Below are 26,808 nucleotides of genomic sequence, written 5' to 3' on the forward strand. Positions count from 1 at the left end.
CCATGACGGACTCGGTCTCCAAGGAACTGTCCACATCGCTTGCCGCGGACGAGAAGCCGGCAGCCCCGCGGCGACGCGAAAGGCGCGGCTGGGGGGGTTGGGTCGCCGGCGCCGCCCTGACGGCGTTCGCGCTCTTCTTCATCGCGAACTGCCGCGTCGCCCTCGACCCGCGCGTCGCCAACCCGAACGTGCAAGGCCGGCCACGGCCCGTCGGGTTCGCCTTCGGGCTGGACTACATCGGGTTCCTGGATGGTGCCACTGTGGTGGCGCTCATCGTGTTGTTGCTGGTCTTTATCAGAGGCTGGCGACGGAATCCGGGCAGCCCGGTGATGTTGATGTTCCTGTGCACCTCGTTGATCGTGTGGCAGGACCCGATCATGAACTGGTCGCCGTTCGCGGTCTACAACCCCGATCTCGTCCACTGGCCGGAGTCTTGGCCGTTGGTGTCGTTGTCACCGACCGTGGAACCGTTCGTGGTGTTCGGCTACGTGATGTTCTATTTCGGCCCCTACTTCCCGGCGGTTTGGATCCTGCGCAAACTGCAGGCCAAATATGGACCCGAGGCTTTCGTGTCGCGGCACCCGTTGGTCTGCCTGGGCCTGGTGACGATGGCGATCGGCTTCGTCATGGATGCGTTTCTGGAGAACACCCTCATCCACTGGGGCATGTACATCTACTCCCAGGTGATTCCGTGGGGCTCGGTATTCACCGGCACGCCATTCCAATTCCCGCTGATCTGGGAGTCGTTCTCGGTGACGTTCGTGATGGTGCCCGCGGCTATCCTCTGCTATCGCGACGACACCGGAAAGTCGGTGGCCGAGAAGCTGGCCGCGAAAGCGAAGATCTTCCCCACCCGCCCGGTGCTCGGCACCTTCCTCGTGATGTTTGTCATCATCAACGTGTCGTACTTTGCTTACGGAGCATGGTTCTGGGCCATCAAAGCCAGTCATGCGGCGACCTCCGTCGCCTGCCCATGGCCTTACCCTGAGGCCAAAGTCTATGATCCACAAGGGTTTTACGAGAAAGCGGGCGCCCAGGGCCCGTACTCGGTCGGCATCTGGTCGACATGGGCGAGCGGCGAGCCAAACGGGCGGCCCCATGTCGACCCGCCGCCGGGTCAAGGCGCATGCGCGACTTCATCTTCACCGAGCAAGAATGGTTGAGCCACGCACAGTCGTCATCACCGGTGCGTCTCGCGGGCTGGGGTTCGCATCGACCGTGCGCCTGTACCGCGAGGGGTGGCGCGTGGTCGCGGCCATGCGGACACCCGACCGAGGGATGGCCCTGCTGCGCAAGGCAACAGGAGCTCGGGAGGACGACGACCGGCTGATCGGTGTGCAGCTCGATCTAACGGATACCGCGTCGATCGCAGCGGCGGCCAAAGCCATCGAGGAAGCCGTCGGCGCACCCTACGCGCTGGTGCACAACGCCGGGATCTCCGCCGCCGGAATGGTGGAGGAGGGTGATATGACGCTGTGGCAGAGGATGTTCGCCACCAGCGTGCTGGGCCCCGTCGCGCTCACCCAGGCTCTGCTGCCGTCGATGCGGGCGGCCGGCGCGGGGCGCATCGTGCTGGTATCCAGCGCGGCCGGGGTCCGCGGTCAGCCGGGCACCGCACCCTACGCCGCGGCCAAGGGGGCGTTGGAGCGCTGGGGTGAGTCGATGGCTTGCGAGATCGCGCCCTTCGGTCTCGGGGTCACCGTCGTGGTGGCCGGCATGTACGACACCGAGATCATCACCGACGCGGGCACCACCGATGAGCGCAATTTCGACGGCCCCTACGCCCGGTTGCACAACACCATGAACACCCGCGGTCGGTTCGCGATCAGGTTCGCCAGGCCACCCGAGCGGTTCACCGACGGCCTACTCAAGGCACTCGGTGACCGGAGACCGTTCCGCCGCCGCGCGGTCGGCCCGGATGCCTCGATGCTGCTGGCTGCCAACAGGATCCTTCCGGCTTCCGCCATGCACCACGTGTCCCGGATCGTGCTGGGCATACCCAGACAGGGTTCGATGCGCGGCGGGGCGTGGCCATTGACGGCGGCCCAACGAGCGGTGCTTGCCGCGCGCATACTTCCGCAGCCGGTGCTACAGCGCTTAGCCGCAAGACGTCAAGGATCTTAAGGAGCATTGATGGAACAGCTTTTTGACGACCTGGAAGACTTCGGCGCCTTCGACGACGCGGTCTCCGGCGACGTTCGCGACCCCTACACGGAATTGGCGCGCCTGCGACGCGAGGAGCCCATTCAGCGCCTGGACACCTCCGGGATGCCCCATGAGGAATCCAAGCCGGTCTTCATCGTTTACCGCCACGAGGAAGCCCAGCAGATGCTGCGCGACAACGAGACGTTCTCGTCAGCGGCCGTCATCGCGGCGTTCGGCCCGGTGCTGGGGGAAGGTGTGATGCTCGGCATGGACGAACCGGTGCACGGCCGGCTGCGCTCACTGGTGTCAAAGGCGTTCTCGCAGAAGGCGTTGGCGCGTTGGGAAGACGAGCTGGTGGGGCGGGTGGCCAATGGTTTGATCGACAAGTTCGCGACCAACGGCAAGGCCGACCTGGTCAAGGAGTTCACCTTCGACTACCCCAGTCAGATCATCGCCGGCCTGCTGGGGCTGCCGGAGAGGGACTACCCACAGTTCCAGCGCTGGTCCATATCGTTGCTGAGCTGGATCCTGAACCCAGAACGCGGCCTCGCGGCGTCGGCCGCGTTGTGTGACTACTTCGCGCCGATCCTGCGGGCCCGCCGCGCCGAACCGAGGGACGACCTGATCAGCGCGCTGGCCCAGGCCGAAATCGACGGCGAGAAGCTCGAGGACGAGGAGATCTACTCGTTCTTGCGGCTGCTGCTGCCCGCCGGAGTGGAGACGACGTACCGGGCGCTGGGCAGCCTGCTCTTCGCGCTTGTGTCGGATCCCGAGCAGCTCGATGCCATCCGCGCGGACCGGTCGCTGCTGCCGCAGGCCATCGAGGAGAGTGTGCGGTGGGAACCACCCCTGCTGACCATCACCCGGATGGCCACCCGTGACACCGAACTCGGCGGGGTGCCGATACCGGCCGGCTCGACGGTGATGCCGATGCTGGGAGCCGCCAACCGGCAGGAAGACCGCTACCCCGATCCGGATACATTCGACATCTTCCGCTCACCCAGGGCACACCTCGGCTGGGGCCACGGCGTGCACGTCTGCCTCGGCATGCACCTGGCGCGGCTGGAGATGCGCACCGCCGTCAACCTTCTTCTCGACCGGCTGCCGAACCTTCGGCTGGACCCCGAGGGGGACGACCCGCACATCCGTGGGCAGGTATTCCGGTCACCGACCTCACTACCGGTGCTGTTCGATCCGCGATAGCCAGCCCTCCCAAAGGTTGGATATTGCCAATCGGCTACTTTCCAGTAAGGCTCTCTGTAGCCCCTCAACGACTCAGAAGAGAGTGACAAACATGACTGAGGCTGTAAAGGTCCGCTTCGAGCCCAAGATGATGATCGACGGCAAGCTCGTCGAGGGCCGGGCCGGCACCTTCACCAACATCAATCCCGCGACCGAGGAGCCGCTCGGTGAGGTCGCGGACGCGTCGAAGGAAGACATGCAGCGGGCCATCGACGCCGCGCGCCGTGCCTTCGACGAGACCGATTGGTCGACCAACCACAAGTTGCGCCAGCGCTGCCTGTTGCAGCTGCACGAGGCGATCGAATCGGAGAAGGAAGAGCTGCGCGAGGAGCTCATCCTCGAGGTCGGCTCACCACGGGCCATCACCTTCGGCCCCCAGTTGGACGCCCCACTCGAAGACGGGTTGAAGTATCCCGCCCGGTTGATCGACGAGTACGCCTGGGAAACCGACCTCGGTGACAAGGTGATCAGCCTGACCGGAACGCTGACCACCCGCAAGGTCTGGCGGGAACCGGTGGGCGTGGTCGGCGCGATCGTGCCGTGGAATTTCCCGTTCGAGGTCACCCTCAACAAGCTGGGCCAGGCGCTGGGCACCGGCAACACCGTGGTGCTGAAGCCGGCGCCCAACACGCCGTTCAATGCGACCCGACTCGGCAGGCTGATCGCCGAGAAGACGGACATTCCCGCGGGCGTCGTCAACGTCGTGACGGCGTCGGATCACTTCGTCGGCGAGGAACTCACGCTGTCGGCGAAGGTCGACCTCATCTCGTTCACCGGTTCGACCGTGGTCGGCCAGCGGATCATGGAAAAAGGTGCCGCGACCATGAAGCGGCTGTTCCTGGAGCTCGGCGGTAAGTCGGCCACCATCGTCTTGGAGGATGCCGACTTCGGGATGGCCTGCGCGATCGGCATCGCGCCGTGCATGCACGCCGGGCAGGGCTGCGCCAACCCCACCCGCATGCTGTTGCCGCGGTCCCGCTATGACGAGGGAGTGGCGATCCTCAAGAGCATCTACGAGAACGTCACGTGCGGTGACCCGCAGGATCCCGGAACCCTGTGCGGGCCGGTGATCTCGGAGCTGCAGCGCGACCGCGTGATGGGCTACATCAGGAAGGGCGTCGAGGAGGGCGCCACGGCGCTGGTCGGCGGCCCGGATGCGCCCACCGGATTCGACAAGGGATTCTTCGTTCGGCCAACGCTTTTCACCGATGTCGACAACTCCATGACGATCGCGCAGGAGGAGATCTTCGGCCCGGTGCTGTCCGTCATCCCGTTCGACGACGAAGAGGACGCGATCCGGATCGCCAACGACAGCAGGTACGGATTGGCGGGCAACGTCATGTCGGGCTCCCTGGAGCACTCGTTGGCGGTGGCCCGCCGGATCCGGGCCGGGTTCATGGGCGTCAACGGCGGCGCCCCCTACGGCGCCGACACACCGTTCGGCGGCTACAAGTACAGCGGGGTGGGCCGGCAGAACGGTGTGGCCGGGTTCGACCAGTACACCGAAATCAAATCCGTCGGGTATCCGGCTGGCTAACCGGCTCTGCTAAAAGCGCCGCGATTGCTGTGGGGCCTGTGGTTTGGGCGCGATCGCGACCATTGATGATGGCGGTCAGCGGCCGCACCGCGCCACTAAACCTGCTCGATGGGCCGGGGTTGACAACGCTGTGTCAGTGGTTGTCCAGCTGACGCGAAGATAGACTTGACCTAATATTTGTTCAGCCCTAGATTACGAATATAACTTTACGTCGCCCAGGTCGACGTGCATGGGGGCGGTTACCTGGATGCCTAGGAGCTCTGTTGAGTGATTTCGAATCGGTCGATTTTTTCACCGACCCTTCCCTGATCCCCGATCCATACCCCTATTTCGACCACCTGCGCGAGCGTTGCCCGGTGATGTCGCAATCCGACCAGGGCGTCATGACGATAACGGGGCACCAAGAAGCTCTCGCGGTGTATAAGGATCCGGCCTTCTCCTCATGTGTCTCGGTTGCCGGCCCCTTTTCGGGCCTGCCCTTCGAGCCCGTGGGCGACGATATCGGCGAGTTGATCGCGCAGCATCGCGCGCAGATCCCGATGAGCGAACACATCGTCACCCAAGATCCCCCGGACCACACTCGGACGCGCGGGCTGCTCAGCCGCCTACTGACTCCCAAGCGGCTCAAGGAAAATGAAGCTTTCATGTGGCGGCTCGCCGATGAGCAGCTTGACGAATTCGTCTCCCGAGGAACGTGTGAGTTCCTGGATGAGTACGCGAGACCCTTCTCCGGATTGGTGATCGCCGATCTGCTGGGAGTTCCCCCAGAAGACCACGAGGAGTTTCGGTCGGTTTTTTCCGGCAAGGTCGTTGGAGGGATCGAGGACGATTCGGTGACGCGTGCGCACAATCCGCTGGAGTACCTCGAGGAAAAGTTCACCACCCACATCACCGAACGCCGGCGTGAGCGACGTCAGGACGTGCTGACGGAGCTGGCGGCGGCGAAGTATCCCGACGGCTCGACTCCCGAGGTCATCGACGTCGTCCGGCTCGCCACCTTCCTGTTCGCGGCCGGCCAGGAAACTACCACCAAGTTGCTCAGCTTTGGCGTGCGGATGATCGCCGAACATCCAGAGCTTCAAACGTTGCTTCGCGAAGACCGAAGCAAGATACCGACTTTCGTCGAGGAGACGCTACGCCTGGAGAGCCCGGTCAAGTGTCATTTCCGCATGGCGCGGACATCGACGTCGATTGGTGACATCAAGGTCCCGGCCGGCAGCACGGTGATGCTGCTTCCAGGCGCAAGCAACCGGGACGCCCGTAAATTTGACGATCCCAACGAGTTTCATATTGACCGCCGCAATGTTCGCGAACATGTCGCGTTCGGGCGGGGCAACCACTCCTGCCCCGGCGCGCCGCTGGCTCGAGCCGAGGGACGAATCTCGCTTAACCGCGTTCTCGACCGGATGGCAGACATCACCATTGCCGATGGGCACCACGGTCCACCGGATGCCCGCCGCTATACCTACGAACCGACCTGGCAGATGCGTGGCCTCACCGAGCTGCACCTAGGATTCAGCCCGATCGCGTGAGCGCCGAAATCGGCGAGTGGGACCCCGTCTTGACCGAACGACTGGTCAATGCGGCGGCTCCGATTGCGAAGCGCTGGTTTCGCTTTGAGGTGCGCGGGCTGGAATCGTTGCCGACAAAAGGCGGTGCGCTGGTGGTGGCTAACCACTCGGGCGGCATGCTGACGCCTGATGTGCTGATCTTCGCCTCAGCGTTCTACGGCGAGTTCGGCTACGATCGGCCGCTGTACACGCTGGGTAACGACGGGATGTTCGCTGGCCCGATGGCCGGTTTGTTGACCCGCCTTGGCGTGATCCACGCCAGCACACGCAATGCCGCGAACGCGCTGCGGTCCGGCCGCGTTGTGCTGGTATTCCCCGGCGGAATCTACGACGCGTACCGGCCGACACTGGCCGAAAACGTCATCGACTTCAACGGGCGCACCGGGTATGTCGGGTCCGCGACCTACGTCAGCGCGCCGAGGGCCCGTGCAAGACGAGCGCGACAATTTACACGGACTAGCGTCTGCCGGAACAGGTCGAAACTCAACTCGCTTTCGGCAGAGTCGACGACTGCGACCTTCAGCGTGTGCGTGTGCAGGTTCGGGGTTTCGCTGTACAGCAGCATCGCATCCATGCCGTTGAGCCGCTTCACTCAACCATTATCGCCACGCCCGGCCACTGTGGAGAACAAAATTCTGGTTCGGCACCAGAAGTGGTGACGAGGCGGTAGAGCCGACAAACGGGCCCCAGGACACCCCGCTCCCGGACCGCCCAACGCGTTGGTTGACAATGCACTCAACAGCACTTCGTCCGAAATTCATCTGTCAAAGGAGACCCACTCATGGCTGAAGCCGTCATCGTCGAGGCAGTCCGCTCACCGGTCGGCAAGCGCAACGGCGGTCTGTCGGGCGTGCATCCGGCCGACCTCTCCGCGCAGGTCCTCAATGGGCTGGCCGACAAGGCGGGCATCGACCCGGGAATCGTCGACGACGTCATCTGGGGCTGCGTCATGCAGGCCGGTGAACAGGCCCTTGACATCGGCCGCACCGCCCTGCTGGCCGCCGGCTGGCCCGAGACGGTCCCCGGGGTCACCGTCGACCGCCAGTGCGGGTCGAGTCAGCAATCCATCCATTTCGCCGCCGCCGGCGTGGTGGCGGGGCACTACGACGTCGTCGTCGCCGGTGGCGTCGAGTCGATGTCGCGCACCCCGATGGGCGCATCGCTGGCCAACGGAGGCCGACCGTATCCGCAGACCTTCATCGACCGTTACGAGGGCCAGATACCCAACCAGGGCCTCGGTGCCGAGATGATCGCCGAGCAGTGGGGGTTGGACCGCCTCGCGCTCGACGAGTTCTCTCTAGGGTCACACGAAAAGGCCGCCGCCGCACAGGATTCCGGTGCCTTTGATGACCAGATCGTGGGCATCAAGGACGAGGAGGGCAACATCGTTCTGAAGGACGAAGGCATCCGTCGCGGTACTCCGATGGAAAAGATGGCGTCGCTGAAGCCGGCGTTCAAGGAGGACGGCGTGATCCACGCCGGCAACTCCTCGCAGATCTCCGACGGTTCGGCCGCCATCCTGTTCATGTCGGCCGAGAAGGCAAAGTCGCTGGGGCTCAAGCCGATCGCAAAGGTGCACACCGCGACACTGGCCGGGGCCAACCCGGTAATCATGCTGACCGCGCCCATTCCGGCGACCCAGAAAGCGCTCAAGAGATCCGGGCTGAGCATCGGCGACATCGGCGCATACGAGGTCAACGAGGCGTTCGCGCCGGTTCCGCTGGCGTGGCTGAAAGACATCGGGGCCGACGAGAAGAAGCTCAACCCCAACGGCGGGGCCATCGCGCTCGGCCACCCGCTCGGCGGCTCGGGGGCGCGGTTGATGACCACGCTGCTCTACCACATGCGGGACAAGGGGATTCGCTACGGCCTGCAGACGATGTGTGAGGGCGGTGGCCAGGCCAACGCCACGATCGTCGAGCTCCTGTGACCGACGGCGGCAACGGCCAGCCGGGGGCGCTGGTCGAGCACCGCGGCAACGTGATGGTCATTACCATCAACCGGCCCGAAGCCCGCAACGCGGTCAACGGGGCCGTCAGCACCGCCGTCGGCGACGCGTTGGAGCAAGCGCAAAACGACCCGGACGTGCGGGCGGTGGTGATCACCGGCGCTGGAGACAAGTCGTTTTGCGCCGGCGCAGACCTCAAGGCGATCTCGCGCCGGGAGAACCTGTACCACCCCGACCACGGGGAGTGGGGCTTCGCGGGTTACGTGCACCACTTCATCGACAAGCCCACGATCGCCGCGGTCAACGGCACCGCACTGGGCGGCGGCACGGAACTCGCGCTGGCCAGCGACCTGGTGGTCGCCGACGAGCGGGCCAAATTCGGGTTGCCCGAGGTCAAGCGCGGATTGATTGCGGCCGCCGGCGGCGTCTTCCGGATCATGGATCAGCTGCCCCGCAAGGTGGCGATGGAGCTGCTGTTGACCGGCGAGCCGATCACCGCGTCCGACGCCTTCGAATGGGGCCTGATCAACCGGGTCGTCAAGGGCGAGGTCCTCGACGCCGCGCTGGCCCTGGCCGCGCGGGTGACGGTCAACGCGCCGCTGTCGGTGCAGGCCAGCAAGCGCGTCGCCTACGGGGTTGACGATGGCGTCATCGTCGGCGACGAACCCGGTTGGGAGCGCACCATGCGTGAGATGCGTTCCCTGATCCGATCCGAGGACGCCAAGGAAGGACCTCTGGCGTTCGCCGACAAGCGGGAGCCGGTCTGGAAGGCGCGCTAGTAGGCGAGGGTGTTCACCGCGCGCTGGAAGACGCCCGGTAGCAGCGTGCACGCCGGCACGATGGCGCGACGGGCCACGCGCGGCGCGCTGCCCAGCACCAGTGCCCGGGTTAGCAGCCGGTAATTGCGGGTGACCCGGTGCCACGCGGCCTCGTAGGACGACGGTGTGTCGTTGACGATGGCGTCGACCGCCGCGGCCGCCTGTTTGACTGCGAGGCTGATGCCCTCGCCGGTCAGCGCGTCCTCGTATCCGGCCGCGTCGCCCACCAGCAGCACCCGTCCCGCGACGCGGCGGGAGACCACCTGACGCAGCGGGCCGCAGCCGCGGGCCTGCCCGCGGTCGGCGCCCTCCAGATGCCGGGCCAGCCACGGGAACCAGGCCAGGTCGGGTCGCCCGCCGGACAGGATCGCCACGCCGACCAGGTCCGGTTCCACGGGCGTCACGTAGGCCTCACCCCAGCGCGACCAGTGCACCTCGACGAACTCCGACCACACCGGCACCTTGAAGTGCCACCGCACCCCGTGGCGCCGCGGCGTTCCGGCCGTGGCTTCGATTCCGATGGCGCGCCGCACCGGCGAATGCAGTCCGTCGGCCGCCACCAGCCATTTCGCGCGCACACCCGCGGCCGTCACGCCGTGGGCGTCTTGCTGGACGCTTGTCACGCGCGCGCGAATCCATTCGGTGTCTTCTTCTTTGGCCCGCGCCGCCAGCGCCGCGTGCAGCGTGGTGCGTCGCACGCCCCTGCCGGGGCCGCCGCGAAACCGCGCCTCGGCCCGGCGATGTTCACTCACATAGGCGATCCCGTGGAAGGGCATGCCGGCCGGGTCGACGCCGAGTGACGTCAGCTCGGCCAAACCGCCGGGCATCAGCCCCTCGCCGCACGCCTTGTCGATCGGGCCCTCTCGCGGGTCGGCCACGATGACCGAAAGTCCCTGTCTGCGAGCGTGTAACGCCGTCGCGAGACCTCCGGGACCGCCGCCCACGATCAGCAGATCGGTGTCGAAGCCGGTCATGTATAACCCAAAGCCGAGTTCTCCACGTGCAGGCGCACTCCCAGCAGCATCGCGTTGGCCAGTGTGAAGATCGCGGCGGTGAGCCACGCCGTGTGCACCAGCGGCAGCGCGAACCCCTCAGCCACCACTGCAACATAGTTGGGATGGTGCAGCCACCGGTAGGGGCCCTGGCGCACCAGCGGCGCGTCCCGCAACACGATCACCCGGGTGTTCCACCGTCGACCCAGCGTCGTGATGCACCACCAGCGCAATACCTGGCTCAGCGCCGCCACGGCCAGCATCGGCCAGCCCAGCCACGGAATGAACGGCCGGTGCAGTGCCCACGGCTCGATGACGCAGCCCAGCAGCAGCGCGGTGTGCAGGAAGACCATCACAGGATAGTGAGATTGGCCGAATTCCTTGGCGCCGTGGGCAAAAGACCATTGCGCGTTGCGCCTGGAAACCACCAGCTCCGCCAACCGCTCGATGGCCACCGCCAGGATCAGCAAGTAGTACATAGCTTTATCGCGCCCTACCAGCTCAGCAGGACGAGTTCGGCGGAGAAGCCCGGTCCCATCGCGATCATCAGCCCGATGGAACCCGGCGACGGTGGGTCGGCCATGGTGGCGTGAAGTATATCAAGTACCGAAACCGACGAGAGGTTTCCGTTGTCGCGCAACGAATTTCTGGTGCGGTCTAACGCATCCGCCGGCAGGTCCAACGCGTTCTCGACCGCGTCGATCACCTTCGGTCCGGCCGCGTGCAACAGCCAGGTAGAGACGTCGGTTGTCTTCAGGCCGTGGTCGGCGAGGAAGTCTCGGATGTCGTCGCCCAGGTACTTCTCGACGATGGTCGAGATCTCGACGGACAGGACGATCTGAAATCCGCTGCTGCCGATGTTCCAGCCCAACACGTCTTCGGTGTCCGGGTAGGTCCGGCTGCGGGTGGCCAGCATCCTCGGCCCGACCGGTGCCCGGTCTGCTCCCGTTGCCACGACGACGCCGGCGGCATCACCAAACAGGCTGGAAGCGACCAGATTTGGGATCGAACTGTCTTCGCGCTGAACGGTCAGCGAGCACAGCTCAACCGCCAGCAGCACCGCCACCTGCTCGGGGTATGCCCGGAGGTAGTCATACACCCGCGCTAGGCCGGCCGCGCCGGCCACACAGCCCAGGCCGAACAGGGGGACGCGTTTGACGTCCTGGCGCAAGCCCACCCGCGAGGCCAGCCGAGCCTCGAGTGAGGGTACCGCGAGCCCGGTGACCGTCGTCGAAAACACGATGTCGACCTCCGAGGGCTTGACTTTCGCCTCGTCAAGCGCCGCGAGCAGCGCCTGCTCGGCCAGGTCCAGGGCGATTTCGACGAAGGCGTCGTTTGCCTCGGTGAAGCCGCTCAGCTCGCCGTATCGCGACACCGGCAGCGCGAAGTTTCGGAATTCGACCCCGCTGGTGAGGGCGAACTTCCGAAATTCCGGACCGGCGAACTCGGTCAGCGCCCCGGTGGTTTCGTCCTGGCTGTACCGGTTGGGCGGGAACTTTACTGAAACTGCTGCGACCGACGGGTTCGCGATCGGTGTTCTGACACCCACGCAAGCGGAACTGACCCCACTATTATCCTCCATACTCGGGGTCACGTTGCCGACGCCCGATCGGTTCAGTGGCTAGTGTCGGGAGTATGCGGATTCTGGTCGCTGGCGCCACCGGTTATGTCGGATCGCGGCTGGTCACTGCGCTGCTGACGAATGGGCATCAGGTCGTGACCGCCACCCGAAATCCGGAGCGTCTCAAGAGTTTAGGTTGGTTTCACGACGTGGTGCCCGTCATACTCGACGCGTCGGATCCGGTATCGGTGCGGGCAGCGATGGACGCCGCGGGCCCGGTCGACGTGCTCTATTACCTGGTGCACGCGATCGGTCAGCCCGGCTTCCGCGACGCCGATGAGGCCGCGGCCACCAACCTCGCGGTGGCGGCCAGGGACGCCGGAGTGCGGCGCATCGTCTACCTCGGCGGCTTCGTGCCGGCCGACGAGGCACTGTCGGAGCACCTGACCAGCCGGGCCGAGGTGGCCGAGGCCCTGACGGTCGAGGGCGGCCCGGAATTGGTGTGGCTGGGCGCGGCGATGATCATCGGCGCCGGCTCGACGTCGTTCGAGATGATGCGCTACGTGGGCGACCGGTTCCCACTCATTCCGATTCCGAGCTGGATGGACAACCCGGTCGACCCGATCTCGATCCGCGATGTCCTGCACTATCTCGTCGCCGCGGCGGACCCTGAGCGGGTGCCCCCGGGCGCCTATGACATTTCCGGCACCACGACCACCTCCTACCGGGAGCTGCTCAAGACGTACGCGCGGATCGGCGGCAGGTGGCACGCCGCGTTGCCCGTCGGGAGGGTCGACACGGGGCTGGCATCGCTGGTCACGGGGGTCGCGCTGCCGGTGCCCCCCGGCCTGGCCGCAGACCTGGTCGAGTCGCTGGACCATCCGATGGTCGCGTCCGTCAGCGGCCTGCGCGATCGAGTGCCCGACCCGCCGGGGGGACTGCTCGGCGTCGAGGACGCCATTGCCCTGGCGTTGGCCGACCGGTCCAACCACCGGCCCAAGCCCGTCAACGCGTTGACCGACCCCCATCAGCTGGCCGACAGCGATCCCGCATGGGCCGGCGGCGACGCCCTGCGCATCCGGCGGCTCGCCCGCGCGATCACCCCGCCCGTCGCGCGACCCACGCTGCGGCTGGTGAACAGCGTCCCCGGCCCGCTCGCCGGTGCGCTGCGCACCGGTCTCGACATCCTGTTCGCGTTGAACGCGAAGGTACGTCCCGCGTGAGCCAGTCGACCACGCCGTATCGCGCCGGCGTCGCCTCCGAATTGCGCCGTGCGATCACCAATGTGGCTGTGCCCCATAACGAACCGCCCGGCGTGGTGCGACGCCGGCGCGTCGTCGTGGCAATCACGCTGCTGATCGGCGCCGCGGTCCTCGGTTTGTCGCTACGCCGCCACCCGGGGGAGTCGAGCTTCTACTGGCTGACCCTGGTGCTGGCGGCGGTGTGGATCGCCGGCGGATTCCTCTCGGGTCCATTGCATCTAGGGGGCATCTGTTGGCGCGGCCGCAACCAACGACCCGTCATCACGGGGACGATTGTCGGCCTGCTGCTCGGCGGCGCCTTCGTGGGGGGCGGGCTGATCGCACGGGAGATCCCGGCTGTCGCCGCCTTGATCACCCGGGTGCTGCTGTTCGCCCATCACGGGTCGTTTCTGCTGATCGTGGCGATCACCGTGATCAACGGTGTAGCCGAGGAGATCTTCTTCCGGGGCGCCCTCTACACCGCGCTGGGCCGCTACCACCCGGTGGTCATTTCGACGCTCCTGTACACCTGCGCCACGATGGCCAGCGGCAACCCGATGCTGGGATTCGCCGCGGTCATCCTGGGGACGGTCTGCGCGCTGGAACGCCGGGCCAGCGGCGGGGTGCTGGCGCCGGTGCTGACCCACCTTGTGTGGGGCCTGATCATGGTGCTCGCACTGCCCCCGCTGTTCGGCGTCTGACTGGCCGCGCGATCCGGCGGCGGCCGGCCTCTCAGCGATCGGTGAAGTCGGGGGTGCGGCGCTCCTGGAAAGCCGTTGTGCCCTCCTTGAAGTCGTGCGACACCAGCAGGCGCGACTGCCCTTCGTATTCGCGCTGCAAGGCGGGATCCAACTCGGTGAGCGTGGCCGCGTTGATCGCCTGCTTGGTCTTGGCGAAGGCCACCGCCGGGCCTCCCAACAACCTTGCGATCACCTTGTCCACCTCGGCGTCGAAGTCGTCCGCCGGGTAGACCGCGGTGACCAGGCCCCAGGACAGCGCCGCGGCGGCCGGCAGCCGTTCGGGCAGCAGCGCCATCTGCATCGCCCGGATCCGGCCGATCGCGGACGCGATCAACGCCGACGCGCCACCGTCTGGCATCAGTCCGATCTTTGTGAAGGCGAGCATGAAAAACGCTTTGTCGGAAGCCAATACGACGTCACAGGCCAGGGCGAGGGAAACGCCCACGCCGGCCGCCGGCCCCTGAACGACGGCGACCACGGGGTGCGGCACGGCGGCGATGGCCCGCACAAGCCGGTTGATCTCCAGGACGATCTCGTCCGGCGGGATTCCGCCGCTGCCCGACATGTCGTCGGCGCTGATGCCCGCCCCGGAGCAGAAGCCGCGGCCGGCGCCGCCGAGCCGCACCACCCTCACCTCGGGGTCGGTGGCCGCGCGTTCCATCGCGTCGGCGATGCCGGTGATCACCGGAATGGTCAGGGAATTCAGGCTGTCGGGGCGGTCGATGGTCACCGACAGCACGCCGTCGGTCAGCGTGACGTCAAGACCCGCGACCGGCGCGAGCGTGTCGATTCCAGAATCCGGCATGGGCCCACCCTAGTAACCGCCCAAGCGACCGGGCTGCGCGGCCGCCGGGCGCGGCTGCGAAGATGCGAACTACCCCATCGTCAGGGGCGTCATAGCGGACGAAAGGTCGGTGCACCAATGGCGGGACCGCTGCAGGGATTGCGTGTTGTCGAGTTGGCCGGCATCGGGCCCGGCCCGCATGCCGCGATGATCCTGGGGGACCTCGGCGCGGACGTGGTCCGCATCGATCGGCCCTCTCGGAGTCCCGGCGGTGTGGTCAAGGACGCCATGAGCCGCAACCGGCGCATCGTGACCGCCGACCTCAAGTCCGACGAGGGACGCGAACTCGTGCTCAAGCTCATCGCCAAAGCCGACGTGTTGATCGAGGGCTACCGTCCCGGCGTCACGGAGCGCCTCGGCCTCGGCCCCGAGCAGTGCGCCGAGGTCAACGACCGGCTGATCTATGCTCGGATGACCGGCTGGGGCCAGAGGGGCCCGCGCAGCCAGCAGGCGGGCCACGACATCAACTACATCTCGCTGAACGGGATCCTGCACGCCATCGGCCGGGTGAACGAGCGGCCGGTGCCGCCGTTGAACCTGGTCGGCGACTTCGGCGGCGGCTCGATGTTCCTGCTGGTCGGCATCCTGTCGGCGCTGTGGGAGCGGCAGAACTCCGGCAAGGGTCAGGTGGTCGACGCCGCCATGGTCGACGGGTCCAGCGTGTTGATCCAGATGATGTGGCAGATGCGCGCCTCCGGCATGTGGACCGACGTACGCGGAACCAACATGCTCGACGGCGGCGCGCCCTACTACGACACCTACGAGTGCGCCGACGGCCGCTACGTCGCCGTCGGCGCCATCGAGCCCCAGTTCTACGCGGCGATGCTGGCCGGACTGGGCCTGGACGCCGCCAACCTGCCGCCGCAGAACGAGGCCGCCCGCTGGCCCGAGCTGCGGGCGGTGCTGACCGAGACGTTCGCAAGTCGCGACCGGGACCACTGGGCCAAGGTGTTCGCCGACTCCGATGCTTGCGTGACGCCGGTGCTGGCATTCGGGGAGGTGCAGAGCGAGCCGCACATCACCGAGCGCAACACCTTCTACGAGGTGAACGGGGCCTTGCAGCCGCTGCCGGCGCCGCGGTTCTCCCGCACCGCACCGGCCATACCCCGCCCGGCGGACCCGGAGACCGACGCCGAAGCGGTCCTCACGGACTGGGTATAGTCCCCAACCAACTGGTTGGCTGGACGAGAGGGAAGGACTCCCATGGAGATCAAAGACGCCGTAGCCGTCGTCACCGGGGGCGCGTCAGGGCTGGGCCTGGCCACCGCCAGGCGACTGCTCGACCGCGGTGCCCACGTGGTCGTGATCGACCTCCGCGGCGAAGAGGCGGTCCGCGAGCTCGGTGACCGCGCGCGCTTCGTCGAGGCCGACGTCACCGATGAGGCCGCCGTCGGCGCCGCGCTGGATGCGGCGGAGGGGATGGGCCCGCTGCGCATCGACGTCAACTGTGCGGGCATCGGCAACGCCATCAAGACGCTGTCTAAGGACGGCCCGTTCCCGCTGGACGGGTTCAAGAAGGTGATCGGGGTCAATCTGATCGGCACGTTCAACGTGCTGCGTCTGGCCGCCGAGCGGATCGCCAAGACGGAGGCCATCGGTCCGCCAGATAAACAGGAGCGTGGCGTCATCATCAACACCGCCTCGGTCGCCGCGTTCGAGGGCCAGATCGGCCAGGCCGCCTACTCGGCGTCCAAGGGCGGTGTGGTCGGCATGACGCTGCCGATCGCGCGCGACCTGTCGCGCGAGCTCATCCGGGTGGTGACCATCGCGCCGGGCCTGTTCAAGACCCCGCTGTTGGGTTCGCTGCCCGAGGAGGCACAGAAGTCGCTGGGCAAGCAGGTGCCGCATCCGGCCCGGCTGGGTGATCCCGACGAGTACGGCGCCCTTGCCGTCCACATCATCGAAAACCCGATGCTCAACGGGGAAGTCATTCGTCTGGACGGCGCCATCCGCATGGCTCCCCGCTAGGGCGGACAGTCGGGGGCGGACAAACGAAAACCCCCCGCGGTCAGCGGGGGGTTTTCGTTTTAGACAAGTTCGATGGGTTATCGACGGAACCATCGGGTGATGGCGGGTTCGGCCATAAGTAGCCGCGCTAACACACTCATGGGCGGTCAGCTTGCCGTCGGGAGCGGGTGCTGGTCTTCGAACTGCTCGGAGGTCTCGCCTTCCACCAGCACGTCGCCGTGGTAGAGGGCCTCGAAGTCAGCTTTGATGACGTCGGCACTCGAGTCGTCGATCCACATGACTATGAGCGTATGGGCAACATCTAAGGAATCTTTGAGTCACGATTCGGAAAATGGTGGCAATTTACCGGCGGGTAGGTTTCCGGCGGGTAGTTCTGGGTCGTGATGCGCCGGATTGGGGCATGAGCGGCTGACATGCCGGCCATTTTGCTTGCTCGACTCGTGCCGCCGCACCGGTTTGAGCCGCTCCCGAACTGGTTTGAACCATGTGGCCTCGGGCAGCCGTATTAATAGATAGTGTTGTTTGACACCTGTCAGTTACCGCTGATAACTTACCGCGGGTAAGTGGCGGACCAGCGTGACCGGCACGGCGGCGGGAGGACCGGAAATATGCTGCAAGCGATCGCCCGACTGGCCATAGCGGCGCCACGACGAATAATCGCGGTCGGGATTCTGATCTTCATCGCCGCTGCGGTCTTCGGGATTCCGGTCGCCAAGACTCTGTCTCCGGGCGGCTTCCAGGACCCGAATTCGGAATCGGCCCGCTCCATCCAAATCCTGACCGACAAGTTCGGGCAGAGCGGGCAGCAGATGCTGATCATGGTGACGTCGCCGGCGGGGGCCAACAGCGATCAGGCGCGCAAGGTGGGCACGGACCTGGCCGCCGATTTGGGTGGGTCGCCGTTGGTCTACAACGTGACCTCGGCGTGGACGGCACCGCCGCAGGCCGCCGCGGACCTGGTCAGCACCGACGGCAAGTCGGGGTTGATCGTGGTCAACCTCAAGGGCGGCGAAAACAACGCGCAGAAGAATGCGCAGACTCTGGCCGACGAATTCGTCCACGACCGCGACGGCCTCGCCGTCCGTGCGGGCGGCCCGGCGATGCAGTACGCGCAGATCAACAAGCAAAACCAGGAAGACCTGTTATTGATGGAGCTGATCGCGATCCCGCTGAGCTTCCTGGTGCTGATCTGGGTGTTCGGCGGGCTGCTGGCGGCGGCGCTGCCGATCGCCCTCGGCACGCTGGCCGTCGTCGGTTCGATGTCGGTGTTGCGGCTCGTGACGTTTACCACCGAGGTGTCGATCTTCGCGCTCAACCTGAGCACCGCGATGAGCCTGGCGTTGGCCATCGACTACACGCTGCTGATCGTCAGCCGCTATCGCGACGAGCTGGCCGAGGGCGGTGACCCGGAGCAGGCGCTGATCCGGACCATGGCCACCTCCGGTCGCACCGTGTTGTTCTCGGCGATCACCGTGGCGTTGTCGATGTCGGCGACGGCGCTGTTCCCGATGTACTTCCTGAAGTCGTTCGCCTACGCCGGCATGGCCTCGGTGGCCTTCGTCGCGATTGCGTCCATCGTGATCACCCCGGCCGCGATCGTGCTGCTGGGCAACCGGCTGGACTCGATGGACGTGCGCCGCCTGCTGCGTCACACTCTGCGCCGGCGCGATCCGCTGCACAGGCCGGTCGAGGAGTGGTTCTGGTACCGGTCGAGCAAGTTCGTGATGCGCCGCTGGGCGCCGGTGGGGCTGGCCGTGATGGCGCTGCTCTTGCTGCTCGGACTCCCGTTCTTCTCGGTGAAGTGGGGTTTCCCGGACGACCGGGTGCTGCCCCGCTCGGCGTCGTCGCATGAGGTTGGTGACCGATTGCGCAGCGGATTCGCCCACGATTCGGCAACCGCGGTGCCCATCGTGATCCCCGACGCCCAAAACCTGAGCCCGGCGGACATCGACCGGTATGCCGCCGACCTGTCGCGTGTGCCCGACGTGTCCGCGGTGTCGGCCCCGAGTGGGACGTTCGTGAATGGAAGCCCGGCGGGGCCACCGGCGGCCGCGACCGGGTTGGCCGGCGGCAGCGCATTCCTGACCGTCAACAGCGCGGCGCCGCTGTTTTCCAACGCCTCCGACACCCAGCTCAAGCGGTTGCATGAGGTGGCCGGGCCCGCCGGGAGATCCGTCGACATGGCCGGCGTCGCGCAGATCAACCGCGACAGCGTCGACGCCGTGACGGATCGCCTTCCGCTCGTGCTGGGGCTGATGGCCGCCGTCACGTTCGTGCTGCTGTTCTTGCTCACCGGAAGCGTGGTGCTGCCCGCCAAGGCCCTGGTGTGCAACATGCTGTCGCTGACCGCGGCGTTCGGGGCGCTGGTCTGGATTTTCCAGGACGGCCACCTCGGCGCCCTCGGCACCACCCCCAGCGGGACGCTGGTGGCGAACATGCCAGTGCTGTTGTTCTGCATCGCTTTTGGGTTGTCGATGGATTACGAGGTGTTCCTGATCTCCCGGATCCGGGAGTACTGGCTGCAGTACCGGCCGGCGAAGTCGACCGCAAAAGAGGCGCACGCCGCCAATGACGAAGCGGTGGCGCACGGCGTCGCCCGCACCGGACGGGTGATCACCGCGGCCGCGTTGGTGATGTCGATGTCGTTCGCGGCGCTGATCGCCGCACACGTGTCGTTCATGCGGATGTTCGGCCTCGGGCTGACGCTTGCCGTGTTCGTGGACGCCACCCTGGTGCGGATGGTCCTGGTCCCGGTGTTCATGCACGTGATGGGCCGCTGGAATTGGTGGGCTCCAAAGCCTTTGGTGTGGCTGCATGAGCGGTTCGGCATCAGCGAGGCGCCCTCCCAGATCGTCGCCGACGCCGAGCCGAACGAGGAGCCGGTGCAGCACAATGGGCACCCGATCAGGGAGTGGGTGACCAACATTGGTTGACGTGTCGGTCGAAGGCCTGCGTCGCGCCAGGGCCCCCCGCGGCTCCGGCGAGCGGCTCCGCGACGAGATTCTGGACGCGACCACCGAGCTGCTGCTGGAAACCGGGCACGCCCGATCGGTGTCGATTCGTTCGGTGGCACAACGGGTCGGCGTCACGCCGCCGTCGATCTATCTACATTTCGCCGACAAAGACGCCCTGATGGACGCGGTGTGCGCGCGCTACTTCGAAAAGCTCGACCCGGAAATGCGGCGGTTGGCCACCGAGCACAACTCCCCGGTGGAGGTGCTGCGCGCCCAAGGGCTCGCCTATGTGCGCTTCGCGGTCCAGACCCCGGAGCTGTACCGGATCGCCACGATGGGTGAGTGGCGGTCCGGAAGCAGCGTCGACACCACGCTGAACAACTCGGCGTTCAAGCACATCCGCGCGACCGTGCAGCGCCTGACGGACGACGGCACCTACCGCCCGGTCGACGCGACCACCGTCGCGTTGGAGCTGTGGAGCGCGGTGCACGGGGTCGCGGCGATGTTGATCGCCAAGCCGCACTTGCCGTTTGGCGATGCCGAGGCGTTCGCCGACCGGGTCCTGTCCTCGGTGTTCTGCGGGCAATTGGTGATGGGATACTGCGGCCGGGACGCCACACCCCAGATGTTGGCGGCATGGGTGGCTGCGCATCGGCCGCCGGGGGAGTCGCGGATATGACGCAGGCGGTGGAGCGCACGATCGACCACCCGTTCTTCGCGCGCGTTTGGCCCGTCGTCGCCGCCCACGAGACCGACGCGGTGCGGGCGCTTCGCCGGGAGAACCTGGCCGGCCTGTCGGGCCGGGTGCTGGAAATGGGGGCGGGCGTCGGGACGAACTTCGCCAACTATCCGCCGGCGGTCGAGCAGGTGGTCGCCGTCGAGCCCGAGCCGCGGCTGAGGGCGCATGCGCGCGCCGCGGCCACCGTGGCACCCGTGCCGGTCGTCGTCATAGGTGAGACCGCGGAGGCGTTCAGCGACGGAGAGCCGTTCGACGCGGTGGTGTGCTCGCTGGTGTTGTGCTCGGTGCGCGACGTCTCCGGCGTGCTGCGGCGGATGTATTCGCTACTGCGGCCGGGTGGGCAGCTGCGGTATCTCGAGCATGTGGCCAGCGCCGGCGCGCGGGGCCGGCTGCAGCGGGTTGCCGACGCGACGCTGTGGCCGAGGCTGTTCGGCAACTGCCACACCCATCGCGATACCGAGCGCGCCATCGTCGACGCCGGGTTCGAGGTGGACACGTCGCGACGGGAGTGGACGTTGCCGGTGTGGGCGCCGTTGCCGGTGTCGGAGCTGGCGCTGGGCCGGGCGCGCCGGCCTTAAGTCGTGCGCCGAGACTGCGCTCAGCGCGTGCGTCGACGGGCAAATCGCGATCTGTGCGCAGACTCGGCGGATTCGCGAAAGGTCAACGCATCCCGAACCCGCGCGATGATGTCGGCAGGACGATCCGATGCCGTCACCCGGATGACGATCCAGCCGAGCCGCTCCAACGCCTCACTGCGGCGAATGTCTTTTGTGTACTGCCAGCGGTCGAGGCGATGTTGCTCGCCGTCATACTCGACGGCGACCATGAGGTCCCCCCATCCCATGTCGAGGTAGTACACCTGCGCTCCGCCGGCGGCGAGTATGGGGATCTGGGTCGTGGGCCGCGGAAAGCCCGCGCGGATCAACAACAGCCGCAGCCACGTCTCTTTCGGCGACTGCGAACCGGGATCGACTAGCTCCAGCGCTGTTTGCAGCTGCCTGAGCCCCCGTGCGCCGCGATGCTGGTCCGCAATTTGGCGGACCTCGTCTACCTTGGTGCCGGTCGCTCGCATGAGGGCGTCCAAATATGCAATCGCCATACCCGTCGCCTTGCGCCGACCGATGTCGAATGCCGTGCGCTCCGACGTCGTCACCGGAACGCCCGCGACCACCCGGATTTCGTCGCGAAGAAGCTTGAAGTCGTAGGTTCGCAGGCCGCGCGGCGGGCGCGCGTTCGACCACACCAACTCGACGGGCAGCTCGTCGTCCACCCACTTCGAGCCGTGCCAGGCAGCCGCGGTCACCCCCGCGAGCACCCCCTGCCGGTACGACCACAGCCAGGCCGCCACCGCACGGTCGCGCAACGTCAGCTGGTGATCGCGTCGCACGTAGACGTCGGGAAACACCGCGCGGAATCGAGAGCGCAGCTGATGCTTCCGCAGCGCTCCGGATTTCACCGCCTCGCTGCCTCGAAAAGGGGGTGAAGGTTCGTCGCTCGTCATGAGCGCACGCTCGCCGATGACTCGGACGGATAGACATCGAGACTGCGCTCAGCGCGCAATTTTGTGTACGAACCGCGATCTGTGCGCAGGCTCGGCGCGGAAGAACTACCTCAGCAGGGCGGGCAGCCGCTGCAGCAGCTGCGGCAACGCCTGGCTCGCACTCGCACGGATGCTGATCGTGGCGCTGGGAGTCAGCGGCGTCGGCTCGGGGTTGACCTCTACGACGACCGTGCCGCGGGACAGCGCCAGATCCGGTAGGCCGGCCGCCGGATAGACGATCGCCGAGGTCCCCACCACGACCATCACGTCGGCGGCCTGGGTCGCCTCGACCGCACTCTGCCACGGCTCGTCGGGCAGCGGCTCACCGAACCACACGATGTCCGGCCGGATCAAGCCGCCGCAGCGGCACACCGGAGGTTCGACCTCCACCGCCGGCTCGGTCATTCGAGGTAGCGGCTCGGCGTAGTCCATATCGCAACGGTCACAACGGAATTCGAAAAGGCTGCCGTGCAGGTGGTGCACCGGGGCGCTACCGGCGCGCTCGTGCAAGTCGTCGACGTTCTGGGTGACTACGGTGACCTCGGCGTGGTCTTGCCAGGCGGCGATCGCGCGGTGCCCGGCGTTGGGTTCGACGTCGGCCACCAGGTAGTGGCGCCACAGATACCAGCCCCAGACACGTTCGGGGTTCTTGCGCCACCCTTGCGTGCTGGACAGCTCGTAGGGATCGAAGCGGGCCCACAATCCGTTCTTGTCGTCACGGAATGTGGGCACGCCGCTCTCAGCGGAGATCCCCGCGCCGCTCAGCACAGTTACTCGCATCCCCCAAACATAGTCGTGCTTGGGACATACTGAAGATGTGGAGCTGCGGGATTGGCTGAAGGTCGACGGGAAGGCGGGAAAACCGCTGTTCGACCAGCTCAGAACCCAGGTCATCGACGGGGTCCGGGCCGGTGCGTTGCCGCCCGGTTCCCGGCTCCCGACGGTGCGTGACCTGGCCGGCCAGCTCGGGGTCGCGGCAAACACCGTGGCCCGTGCCTACCGCGAGCTGGAGTCCGCGGCCATCGTCGAAACCCGCGGGCGCTTCGGCACTTTCATCTCCCGCTTCGATCCGACCGACGCCGCGATGGCCGCCGCCGCCCAGGAGTATGTCGACGTTGCCCGGGCGCTGGGGCTCACCAAGTCCGACGCGATGCGCTACCTGACCAACGTGCCGGACGACTGACGTTGGCGCGCAATGCAATCAGCGCAACACCTTTGCCAGTGTGCGCAGGTTGCGGGTCGTCGTCGAGGACTTGTAGCGCGGCTTGCCCATCGTCTTGCCGATCGTGCTGTCCAGGGTGCTGCCCTTGGGAACCTGCCAGTAGACGACGCCGTCGCCGGGGCTGATCTTCTCGTCCGCACGCTCGCCCAACCCGGCGAGCTCGTCGAGCACCGCTTTGTCGGCGACGAAGGTGACGTAGGACTGATAACCGTCGACCTCGGGCTCGAACGGGTAGGCCTCGACGACGGCACGCACGGTATCGATGTCGTACACCAGCACCCACGCGTCATAGCCGAACCTCTCGCGCAGCGTGGCTTCGGCCTTCTTGCGCACCGCGGCCGCCCCGGCCGACGACTCCAGCAGCACGTTGCCACTGGCCAAGATGGTGCGCACATTGGCGAATCCGGCGTCGGCCAACGCGCTCGCGACCTCGGCCATCTTGAGGTTGACGCCGCCGACGTTGACGCCGCGCAGGAGCGCCGCGTACTCGGTCATCTCCCGATTCCACCAGATCGGCGAGCGCCGGCGTGCGCGACGTAGGCTTTCGACATGGGACGCCAAGTCTTCGACGACAAGCTGTTGGCCGTGATCAGCGGGAATTCCCTCGGGGTGCTGGCCACCATCAAGCGCGACGGGCGGCCCCAACTGTCGAATGTGAGTTATCACTTCGACCCGCGCGAGATGGCGGTGCGGGTGTCGATCACCGAGCCGCGGGCCAAGACCCGCAACCTGCGCCGTGACCCGCGGGCCTCGATCCTGGTCGACGCCGACGACGGATGGTCGTATGCGGTCGCCGAGGGCACCGCCGAGCTGACGCCCCCGGCGGCGGCGCCGTCCGATAGCACCGTCGAGGCGCTGATTGCCTTGTATCGCAACATCGCCGGTGAGCATCCGGACTGGGACGAGTACCGGCAGGCGATGGTCACCGACCGGCGGGTGCTGATGACGCTGCGGATCTCGCACGTGTACGGCATGCCCCCGGGCAAGCGGTAAAACCACGAGCCGGGCCCGGCCGCGCAGGCTAGGCTGCCGGTATGGCCGAATCCGAGTCCCGGGAAGAGGACGAGACGAAGCGCAAGTTCCGCGAGGCCCTCGATCGCAAGAAGGCCAAGACGGCGGGGGGCTCGGATCCCAAAGGCGGCGGCGACAAGCAGGCGCGCGCACACGGTCCGGTGGAGAGCCGTCGCGAATTCCGCCGTAAGAGCGGGTAGTCGTCTCGAAATCCCTGCGGCCCGGGGTGATTGCGGATGCCCCGGGCTGCGCGCTGCCCCGCGGGTGTCCACGCTGTGCGCGGAGCGTGTACGCCTCCCCTCAAGCCTCCCGGCGTCATTTACTGATGGTGCGGCCGTCGGTGTGCTGCCTGACCGCCGCGCAGTCTTAGACTGTGCGGGTGCCCAGACTGCAGCTAGCCCAAGATCCGGCCGCCGATGCGCTGCTGGACGGCGACCCGTTCGCGTTGCTAGTCGGCATGCTCCTCGACCAACAGGTGCCGTTCGAGACCGCCTTCGCGGGACCGAAGAAGATCGCGGACCGGATGGGCGGCCTGGATGCCGGCGAGATCGCCGCCTACGACCCGGACAAGTTCGCCGCGCTGTGCGCGGAAAGGCCTGCGGTGCACCGCTTCCCGGGATCGATGGCCAAGCGGATCCAGGCCCTGGCGCAGATCCTCGTGGACCGCTACGAGGGCGACGCGGCCGGGCTCTGGACGGCCGGTGAGCCCGACGGGGAAGAGCTGCTGCGGCGGCTCAAGGCGCTACCCGGTTTCGGCGAGCAGAAGGCGAAGATCTTCCTGGCGCTGCTCGGCAAGCAGTACGGCGTGATGCCGACGGGCTGGCGGGAGGCGGCCGGAGACTTCGGCAAGCCCGGAACGCACCTGTCCGTCGCCGACATCGTCGACGCCCGTTCGCTCGGACAGGTGCGATCGCATAAGAAGCAGATGAAGGCAGCAGCGAAGGGAAAGGCGGCAACGTGAAGACGCACATAACGTGTCCGTGCGGCGAAGCCATCGTCGGCAAGGACGAGGACGAGCTGGTCGAGCTCACCCAGGGTCACCTCGCCAGCGCCCATCCGGGCCTCGAGTACGACCGCGACGCCATTCTCTTCATGGCGTACTAGCCGACATAGCCGGCGTCCGTGTCCGACAGCTGACGCAGGACGCGTAGGAACAGGCGACGATCGTCGGGCGATAGCTTCCCGAGCCAGCGCTCTTCGCCGCGCTGGATGTCGTGCTGCGCCCCATCTTTCGCGGCCCGACCCGCCTCGGTGAGCGCGAGCAGCCGCACGCGCCGGTCGTCCGGGTCGGGACGGCGCTCGATATAACCCCGATCCTGCAAGTCGTCGAGTGTGGGGATGATGCGTGTCTTGTCGGCGCCGATCGCGTCCGCGAGCGCGGCCTGGCTGCGTACCGGCGAGCGATCAAGCGCGCTGAGCACGATGTAGCCCCACATCGACAATCCATGCGCTTCCAGCACGGGGACTTCGGCGGCGATCATCTCGCGAACCAGCGGCCCCAGCATCGCCGCGAGATCAGGACGCGTCGGTGCCATGCGGGAAGCGTAGCCGTTGACATACGATATGCGGATACTTACGATATGCGAATGCATACTATTTCTGATGTCCGACCGTTCCACCGAGCCGCCGTGCTGGCGTCCGTCGACGTCGTCGCGGCGGTGAGACGCGACGATCTGCCCCGGCCGACGCCCTGCGCGGACTGGAACCTGCTCGACCTGCTCGCCCACATGACCGTGCAGCATCATGGGTTCGCCGCGGCCGCGCGCGGCGGAGGCGACAGCCCGGCGGTATGGGCGTCCGACCGGGTGGCCGACGCCGTGGCGGCCGATCCCGGCGGCACCTATGCCGCGGCAGCTGCCGACGTGCTCGATGCGTTCGCCGCCGACCGGGTGCTCGGCGCGACGTTTTCGTTGCCCGAGTTCGGCCCCGGGGCGACCTTCCCCGGCGCGATAGCGATCGGCTTTCACTTCGTGGATTATGTTGTGCACGGCTGGGATGTCGCCCGGAGCATCGGCGCCCCCTTTGCGCTCCCGCACCACGTTGTAGCTGCGGTGCTACCACTGGTGTTCGTCATTCCGGATGGTGATTACCGCGCCATGGACGGCGCGCCGTTTGGGCAGGCCGTCGCGGCGCCCGACGGCGCAACCGACCTCGATCGCATCCTCGGCCACCTCGGCCGCTCGCCCGACTGGAAACCCTGAGCGGACGACAGGCCGCCAGCCCCGTGCTAGGGCACCACCGACGAGCCGATCGTGGGCATGAACTGGCACTGCTTTTCCTTGGTGGTGACCTGCCCGAAGATCGTCGACATGATGCTGCCCGAGCCGGTGTCGACGATCGCCGTCAACGTCGTCGGCCCGTCCCCGTTGATGTCGGTGCGCGGCTTGAGCGCGACCGTTCCCGACTTGCCCGTGGTCAGGTTCACCCAGGTGACGTTCAACGGCAGCTTCTGCACCTCGGCGGGCCCAGGCGTGCCGACCGCGGTGAAAACATAGGCGGTCTGGCCGGGTCCGGGGCCGGGCGTCGGAATCTTGGCCGGTCCCGCCACCGATAGCGCGGTGGCGATCGAACTGCTGCCGTCCGCAAGGCAATTGGTGCCGATCGAGGGATACATGAAGTCCTGCGTGGGCGGCGCGTCAGGACCCAGACCCGGCGCGGGAGCCGGTGCGGCGGCGTCCGGCGCGGGAGCCGGTGCCGGTGTTGCCGCCGGTGCGGGAGCCGGTGCCGGCGCGGCG

30 protein-coding genes and 1 pseudogene are annotated in these 26,808 nt (G+C 66.9%); 21 read left to right on the forward strand and 10 right to left on the reverse strand.

From position 1 onward, the window contains the following. The first annotated feature begins 2 nt into the window (after nt 1-2). From JWP83_RS27235 to JWP83_RS27270, 8 genes are all read left to right on the forward strand, one after another. Complete coding sequence (locus JWP83_RS27235; RefSeq protein WP_297737713.1) at nt 3-1,163, forward strand: spirocyclase AveC family protein; 1,161 nt, start codon at nt 3-5, stop codon at nt 1,161-1,163. After that, nucleotides 1,156-2,124 carry an SDR family NAD(P)-dependent oxidoreductase gene (locus JWP83_RS27240; RefSeq protein WP_297737716.1) on the forward strand — a complete coding sequence of 323 codons (969 nt, stop codon included), beginning with the start codon at nt 1,156-1,158 and terminating at the stop codon, nt 2,122-2,124. The genes JWP83_RS27235 and JWP83_RS27240 overlap by 8 nt, the downstream gene beginning before the upstream one ends. A 9-nt stretch (nt 2,125-2,133) precedes the next feature. Continuing rightward, nucleotides 2,134-3,348, forward strand: coding sequence for a cytochrome P450 (locus tag JWP83_RS27245; RefSeq protein WP_297737719.1), 1,215 nt, complete (start codon nt 2,134-2,136; stop codon nt 3,346-3,348). Between the two features lie 91 nt (nt 3,349-3,439). Next, nucleotides 3,440-4,924 carry an aldehyde dehydrogenase family protein gene (locus JWP83_RS27250; RefSeq protein ID WP_297737723.1) on the forward strand — a complete coding sequence of 495 codons (1,485 nt, stop codon included), beginning with the start codon at nt 3,440-3,442 and terminating at the stop codon, nt 4,922-4,924. A 263-nt stretch (nt 4,925-5,187) separates the two neighbouring features. Then, a complete protein-coding gene (locus JWP83_RS27255; protein WP_297737725.1) occupies nt 5,188-6,456 on the forward strand; it encodes a cytochrome P450 in 1,269 nt (422 codons plus the stop codon). Then, nucleotides 6,453-7,154: a 1-acyl-sn-glycerol-3-phosphate acyltransferase gene (locus JWP83_RS27260; protein ID WP_297737728.1), complete on the forward strand. Its 702-nt coding sequence runs from the start codon at nt 6,453-6,455 to the stop codon at nt 7,152-7,154. Before JWP83_RS27255 ends, JWP83_RS27260 begins: the two co-directional genes overlap by 4 nt. A gap of 122 nt (nt 7,155-7,276) precedes the next feature. Beyond that, nucleotides 7,277-8,425, forward strand: coding sequence for a thiolase family protein (locus tag JWP83_RS27265; RefSeq protein ID WP_297737734.1), 1,149 nt, complete (start codon nt 7,277-7,279; stop codon nt 8,423-8,425). Next, nucleotides 8,422-9,222, forward strand: a complete 801-nt coding sequence (locus JWP83_RS27270; protein ID WP_297737736.1) for a crotonase/enoyl-CoA hydratase family protein — start codon at nt 8,422-8,424, stop codon at nt 9,220-9,222. The genes JWP83_RS27265 and JWP83_RS27270 overlap by 4 nt, the downstream gene beginning before the upstream one ends. On the opposite strand, the gene JWP83_RS27275 is transcribed toward JWP83_RS27270, so the two are convergent. From JWP83_RS27275 to JWP83_RS27285, 3 genes are read right to left on the reverse strand one after another with little or no spacing between them, the layout of a single operon-like run. Continuing rightward, entirely contained in the window at nt 9,219-10,235 is a 1,017-nt protein-coding gene (locus JWP83_RS27275) for an NAD(P)/FAD-dependent oxidoreductase (RefSeq protein ID WP_297737739.1), read from the reverse strand. The genes JWP83_RS27270 and JWP83_RS27275 overlap by 4 nt on opposite strands. Then, nucleotides 10,232-10,732 (reverse strand): isoprenylcysteine carboxyl methyltransferase family protein, encoded by a 501-nt coding sequence (locus tag JWP83_RS27280; RefSeq protein WP_297737742.1) that lies wholly within the window; start codon nt 10,730-10,732, stop codon nt 10,232-10,234. The genes JWP83_RS27275 and JWP83_RS27280 overlap by 4 nt, the downstream gene beginning before the upstream one ends. Before the next feature lie 14 nt (nt 10,733-10,746). After that, complete coding sequence (locus tag JWP83_RS27285) at nt 10,747-11,835, reverse strand: 3-oxoacyl-[acyl-carrier-protein] synthase III C-terminal domain-containing protein (protein ID WP_297737745.1); 1,089 nt, start codon at nt 11,833-11,835, stop codon at nt 10,747-10,749. A 53-nt stretch (nt 11,836-11,888) separates the two neighbouring features. Between JWP83_RS27285 and JWP83_RS27290 the strand changes: the two genes are divergently transcribed. Both JWP83_RS27290 and JWP83_RS27295 read left to right on the forward strand, forming a co-directional pair. Further along, the gene (locus tag JWP83_RS27290) at nt 11,889-13,037 is read left to right on the forward strand and encodes an NAD(P)H-binding protein (protein WP_297737748.1); all 1,149 of its coding nucleotides are present in this window, start codon (nt 11,889-11,891) and stop codon (nt 13,035-13,037) included. Beyond that, nucleotides 13,034-13,756, forward strand: coding sequence for a type II CAAX endopeptidase family protein (locus tag JWP83_RS27295; protein WP_297737751.1), 723 nt, complete (start codon nt 13,034-13,036; stop codon nt 13,754-13,756). The genes JWP83_RS27290 and JWP83_RS27295 overlap by 4 nt, the downstream gene beginning before the upstream one ends. 31 nt (nt 13,757-13,787) lie before the next feature. Here the strand turns inward: JWP83_RS27295 and JWP83_RS27300 are convergent, their stop codons facing one another. Next, nucleotides 13,788-14,600 (reverse strand): enoyl-CoA hydratase, encoded by an 813-nt coding sequence (locus JWP83_RS27300; RefSeq protein ID WP_297737754.1) that lies wholly within the window; start codon nt 14,598-14,600, stop codon nt 13,788-13,790. A gap of 117 nt (nt 14,601-14,717) precedes the next feature. Between JWP83_RS27300 and JWP83_RS27305 the strand changes: the two genes are divergently transcribed. Beyond that, entirely contained in the window at nt 14,718-15,800 is a 1,083-nt protein-coding gene (locus tag JWP83_RS27305; RefSeq protein ID WP_297737757.1) for a CaiB/BaiF CoA-transferase family protein, read from the forward strand. Nucleotides 15,801-15,842: 42 nt separating this feature from the next. After that, on the forward strand, nt 15,843-16,607 hold the full coding sequence (locus JWP83_RS27310) for a 3-hydroxyacyl-CoA dehydrogenase (protein WP_297737760.1): 765 nt from the start codon (nt 15,843-15,845) through the stop codon (nt 16,605-16,607). A 146-nt stretch (nt 16,608-16,753) separates the two neighbouring features. Here the strand turns inward: JWP83_RS27310 and JWP83_RS27315 are convergent, their stop codons facing one another. After that, a complete protein-coding gene (locus tag JWP83_RS27315; RefSeq protein WP_297737764.1) occupies nt 16,754-16,885 on the reverse strand; it encodes a hypothetical protein in 132 nt (43 codons plus the stop codon). Between the two features lie 330 nt (nt 16,886-17,215). Here JWP83_RS27315 and JWP83_RS27320 point away from each other — a divergent pair, with 330 nt between their 5' ends. From JWP83_RS27320 to JWP83_RS27330, 3 genes are read left to right on the forward strand one after another with little or no spacing between them, the layout of a single operon-like run. Next, nucleotides 17,216-19,540, forward strand: coding sequence for an MMPL family transporter (locus tag JWP83_RS27320; protein ID WP_297737768.1), 2,325 nt, complete (start codon nt 17,216-17,218; stop codon nt 19,538-19,540). A 1-nt stretch (nt 19,541) separates the two neighbouring features. Beyond that, entirely contained in the window at nt 19,542-20,240 is a 699-nt protein-coding gene (locus JWP83_RS27325; RefSeq protein WP_297737771.1) for a TetR/AcrR family transcriptional regulator, read from the forward strand. Continuing rightward, entirely contained in the window at nt 20,237-20,878 is a 642-nt protein-coding gene (locus tag JWP83_RS27330) for a class I SAM-dependent methyltransferase (RefSeq protein ID WP_297737774.1), read from the forward strand. The genes JWP83_RS27325 and JWP83_RS27330 overlap by 4 nt, the downstream gene beginning before the upstream one ends. 20 nt (nt 20,879-20,898) lie before the next feature. On the opposite strand, the gene JWP83_RS27335 is transcribed toward JWP83_RS27330, so the two are convergent. Further along, nucleotides 20,899-21,801 (reverse strand): DUF559 domain-containing protein, encoded by a 903-nt coding sequence (locus JWP83_RS27335; protein WP_297737778.1) that lies wholly within the window; start codon nt 21,799-21,801, stop codon nt 20,899-20,901. A 105-nt stretch (nt 21,802-21,906) separates the two neighbouring features. Beyond that, nucleotides 21,907-22,620 carry an NAD-dependent deacylase gene (locus tag JWP83_RS27340; protein WP_297737781.1) on the reverse strand — a complete coding sequence of 238 codons (714 nt, stop codon included), beginning with the start codon at nt 22,618-22,620 and terminating at the stop codon, nt 21,907-21,909. Between the two features lie 37 nt (nt 22,621-22,657). Here JWP83_RS27340 and JWP83_RS27345 point away from each other — a divergent pair, with 37 nt between their 5' ends. Continuing rightward, complete coding sequence (locus JWP83_RS27345; RefSeq protein ID WP_297737784.1) at nt 22,658-23,023, forward strand: GntR family transcriptional regulator; 366 nt, start codon at nt 22,658-22,660, stop codon at nt 23,021-23,023. Between the two features lie 18 nt (nt 23,024-23,041). Here JWP83_RS27345 and JWP83_RS27350 read toward each other — a convergent pair whose 3' ends face one another. Continuing rightward, nucleotides 23,042-23,557, reverse strand: coding sequence for a DUF1697 domain-containing protein (locus JWP83_RS27350; RefSeq protein ID WP_297737788.1), 516 nt, complete (start codon nt 23,555-23,557; stop codon nt 23,042-23,044). A 54-nt stretch (nt 23,558-23,611) separates the two neighbouring features. Here JWP83_RS27350 and JWP83_RS27355 point away from each other — a divergent pair, with 54 nt between their 5' ends. The 4 genes from JWP83_RS27355 to JWP83_RS27370 all read left to right on the forward strand — a co-directional run bounded on the left by JWP83_RS27355 (nt 23,612) and on the right by JWP83_RS27370 (nt 25,177). Next, nucleotides 23,612-24,055 carry a PPOX class F420-dependent oxidoreductase gene (locus JWP83_RS27355; protein ID WP_297737791.1) on the forward strand — a complete coding sequence of 148 codons (444 nt, stop codon included), beginning with the start codon at nt 23,612-23,614 and terminating at the stop codon, nt 24,053-24,055. 41 nt (nt 24,056-24,096) lie between these two features. After that, on the forward strand, nt 24,097-24,273 hold the full coding sequence (locus JWP83_RS27360; protein WP_297737793.1) for a DUF5302 domain-containing protein: 177 nt from the start codon (nt 24,097-24,099) through the stop codon (nt 24,271-24,273). A 179-nt stretch (nt 24,274-24,452) separates the two neighbouring features. After that, nucleotides 24,453-25,034: an HhH-GPD-type base excision DNA repair protein gene (locus JWP83_RS27365; RefSeq protein WP_297737795.1), complete on the forward strand. Its 582-nt coding sequence runs from the start codon at nt 24,453-24,455 to the stop codon at nt 25,032-25,034. Next, the gene (locus JWP83_RS27370) at nt 25,031-25,177 is read left to right on the forward strand and encodes a DUF1059 domain-containing protein (RefSeq protein WP_297737798.1); all 147 of its coding nucleotides are present in this window, start codon (nt 25,031-25,033) and stop codon (nt 25,175-25,177) included. The genes JWP83_RS27365 and JWP83_RS27370 overlap by 4 nt, the downstream gene beginning before the upstream one ends. Here JWP83_RS27370 and JWP83_RS27375 read toward each other — a convergent pair. Further along, complete coding sequence (locus JWP83_RS27375) at nt 25,174-25,608, reverse strand: MarR family winged helix-turn-helix transcriptional regulator (protein ID WP_297737801.1); 435 nt, start codon at nt 25,606-25,608, stop codon at nt 25,174-25,176. The genes JWP83_RS27370 and JWP83_RS27375 overlap by 4 nt on opposite strands. A 51-nt stretch (nt 25,609-25,659) precedes the next feature. Between JWP83_RS27375 and JWP83_RS27380 the strand changes: the two genes are divergently transcribed. Further along, on the forward strand, nt 25,660-26,274 hold the full coding sequence (locus JWP83_RS27380; RefSeq protein WP_297737803.1) for a TIGR03086 family metal-binding protein: 615 nt from the start codon (nt 25,660-25,662) through the stop codon (nt 26,272-26,274). Between the two features lie 26 nt (nt 26,275-26,300). On the opposite strand, the pseudogene JWP83_RS27385 reads toward JWP83_RS27380, so the two are convergent. After that, nucleotides 26,301-26,808 (reverse strand): annotated as a pseudogene (locus JWP83_RS27385) (hypothetical protein); the annotation flags it as partial.

This window comes from Mycobacterium sp., assembly GCF_025965855.1.
Classification (GTDB): Bacteria; Actinomycetota; Actinomycetes; order Mycobacteriales; family Mycobacteriaceae; genus Mycobacterium.

Excerpts from the sequence above, each read along its gene's own strand:
- JWP83_RS27235 (WP_297737713.1), top strand. The coding sequence starts at position 3 with ATGACGGACTCGGTCTCCAAGGAACTGTCCACATCGCTTGCCGCGGAC.
- JWP83_RS27240 (WP_297737716.1), top strand. The coding sequence starts at position 1,156 with ATGGTTGAGCCACGCACAGTCGTCATCACCGGTGCGTCTCGCGGGCTG.
- JWP83_RS27245 (WP_297737719.1), top strand. The coding sequence starts at position 2,134 with ATGGAACAGCTTTTTGACGACCTGGAAGACTTCGGCGCCTTCGACGAC.
- JWP83_RS27250 (WP_297737723.1), top strand. The coding sequence starts at position 3,440 with ATGACTGAGGCTGTAAAGGTCCGCTTCGAGCCCAAGATGATGATCGAC.
- JWP83_RS27265 (WP_297737734.1), top strand. The coding sequence starts at position 7,277 with ATGGCTGAAGCCGTCATCGTCGAGGCAGTCCGCTCACCGGTCGGCAAG.
- JWP83_RS27275 (WP_297737739.1), bottom strand. The coding sequence starts at position 10,235 with ATGACCGGCTTCGACACCGATCTGCTGATCGTGGGCGGCGGTCCCGGA.
- JWP83_RS27280 (WP_297737742.1), bottom strand. The coding sequence starts at position 10,732 with ATGTACTACTTGCTGATCCTGGCGGTGGCCATCGAGCGGTTGGCGGAG.
- JWP83_RS27285 (WP_297737745.1), bottom strand. The coding sequence starts at position 11,835 with ATGGAGGATAATAGTGGGGTCAGTTCCGCTTGCGTGGGTGTCAGAACA.
- JWP83_RS27290 (WP_297737748.1), top strand. The coding sequence starts at position 11,889 with ATGCGGATTCTGGTCGCTGGCGCCACCGGTTATGTCGGATCGCGGCTG.
- JWP83_RS27300 (WP_297737754.1), bottom strand. The coding sequence starts at position 14,600 with ATGCCGGATTCTGGAATCGACACGCTCGCGCCGGTCGCGGGTCTTGAC.
- JWP83_RS27305 (WP_297737757.1), top strand. The coding sequence starts at position 14,718 with ATGGCGGGACCGCTGCAGGGATTGCGTGTTGTCGAGTTGGCCGGCATC.
- JWP83_RS27310 (WP_297737760.1), top strand. The coding sequence starts at position 15,843 with ATGGAGATCAAAGACGCCGTAGCCGTCGTCACCGGGGGCGCGTCAGGG.
- JWP83_RS27315 (WP_297737764.1), bottom strand. The coding sequence starts at position 16,885 with ATGTGGATCGACGACTCGAGTGCCGACGTCATCAAAGCTGACTTCGAG.
- JWP83_RS27320 (WP_297737768.1), top strand. The coding sequence starts at position 17,216 with ATGCTGCAAGCGATCGCCCGACTGGCCATAGCGGCGCCACGACGAATA.
- JWP83_RS27330 (WP_297737774.1), top strand. The coding sequence starts at position 20,237 with ATGACGCAGGCGGTGGAGCGCACGATCGACCACCCGTTCTTCGCGCGC.
- JWP83_RS27335 (WP_297737778.1), bottom strand. The coding sequence starts at position 21,801 with ATGACGAGCGACGAACCTTCACCCCCTTTTCGAGGCAGCGAGGCGGTG.
- JWP83_RS27340 (WP_297737781.1), bottom strand. The coding sequence starts at position 22,620 with ATGCGAGTAACTGTGCTGAGCGGCGCGGGGATCTCCGCTGAGAGCGGC.
- JWP83_RS27350 (WP_297737788.1), bottom strand. The coding sequence starts at position 23,557 with ATGACCGAGTACGCGGCGCTCCTGCGCGGCGTCAACGTCGGCGGCGTC.
- JWP83_RS27355 (WP_297737791.1), top strand. The coding sequence starts at position 23,612 with ATGGGACGCCAAGTCTTCGACGACAAGCTGTTGGCCGTGATCAGCGGG.
- JWP83_RS27360 (WP_297737793.1), top strand. The coding sequence starts at position 24,097 with ATGGCCGAATCCGAGTCCCGGGAAGAGGACGAGACGAAGCGCAAGTTC.
- JWP83_RS27375 (WP_297737801.1), bottom strand. The coding sequence starts at position 25,608 with ATGGCACCGACGCGTCCTGATCTCGCGGCGATGCTGGGGCCGCTGGTT.
- JWP83_RS27380 (WP_297737803.1), top strand. The coding sequence starts at position 25,660 with ATGCATACTATTTCTGATGTCCGACCGTTCCACCGAGCCGCCGTGCTG.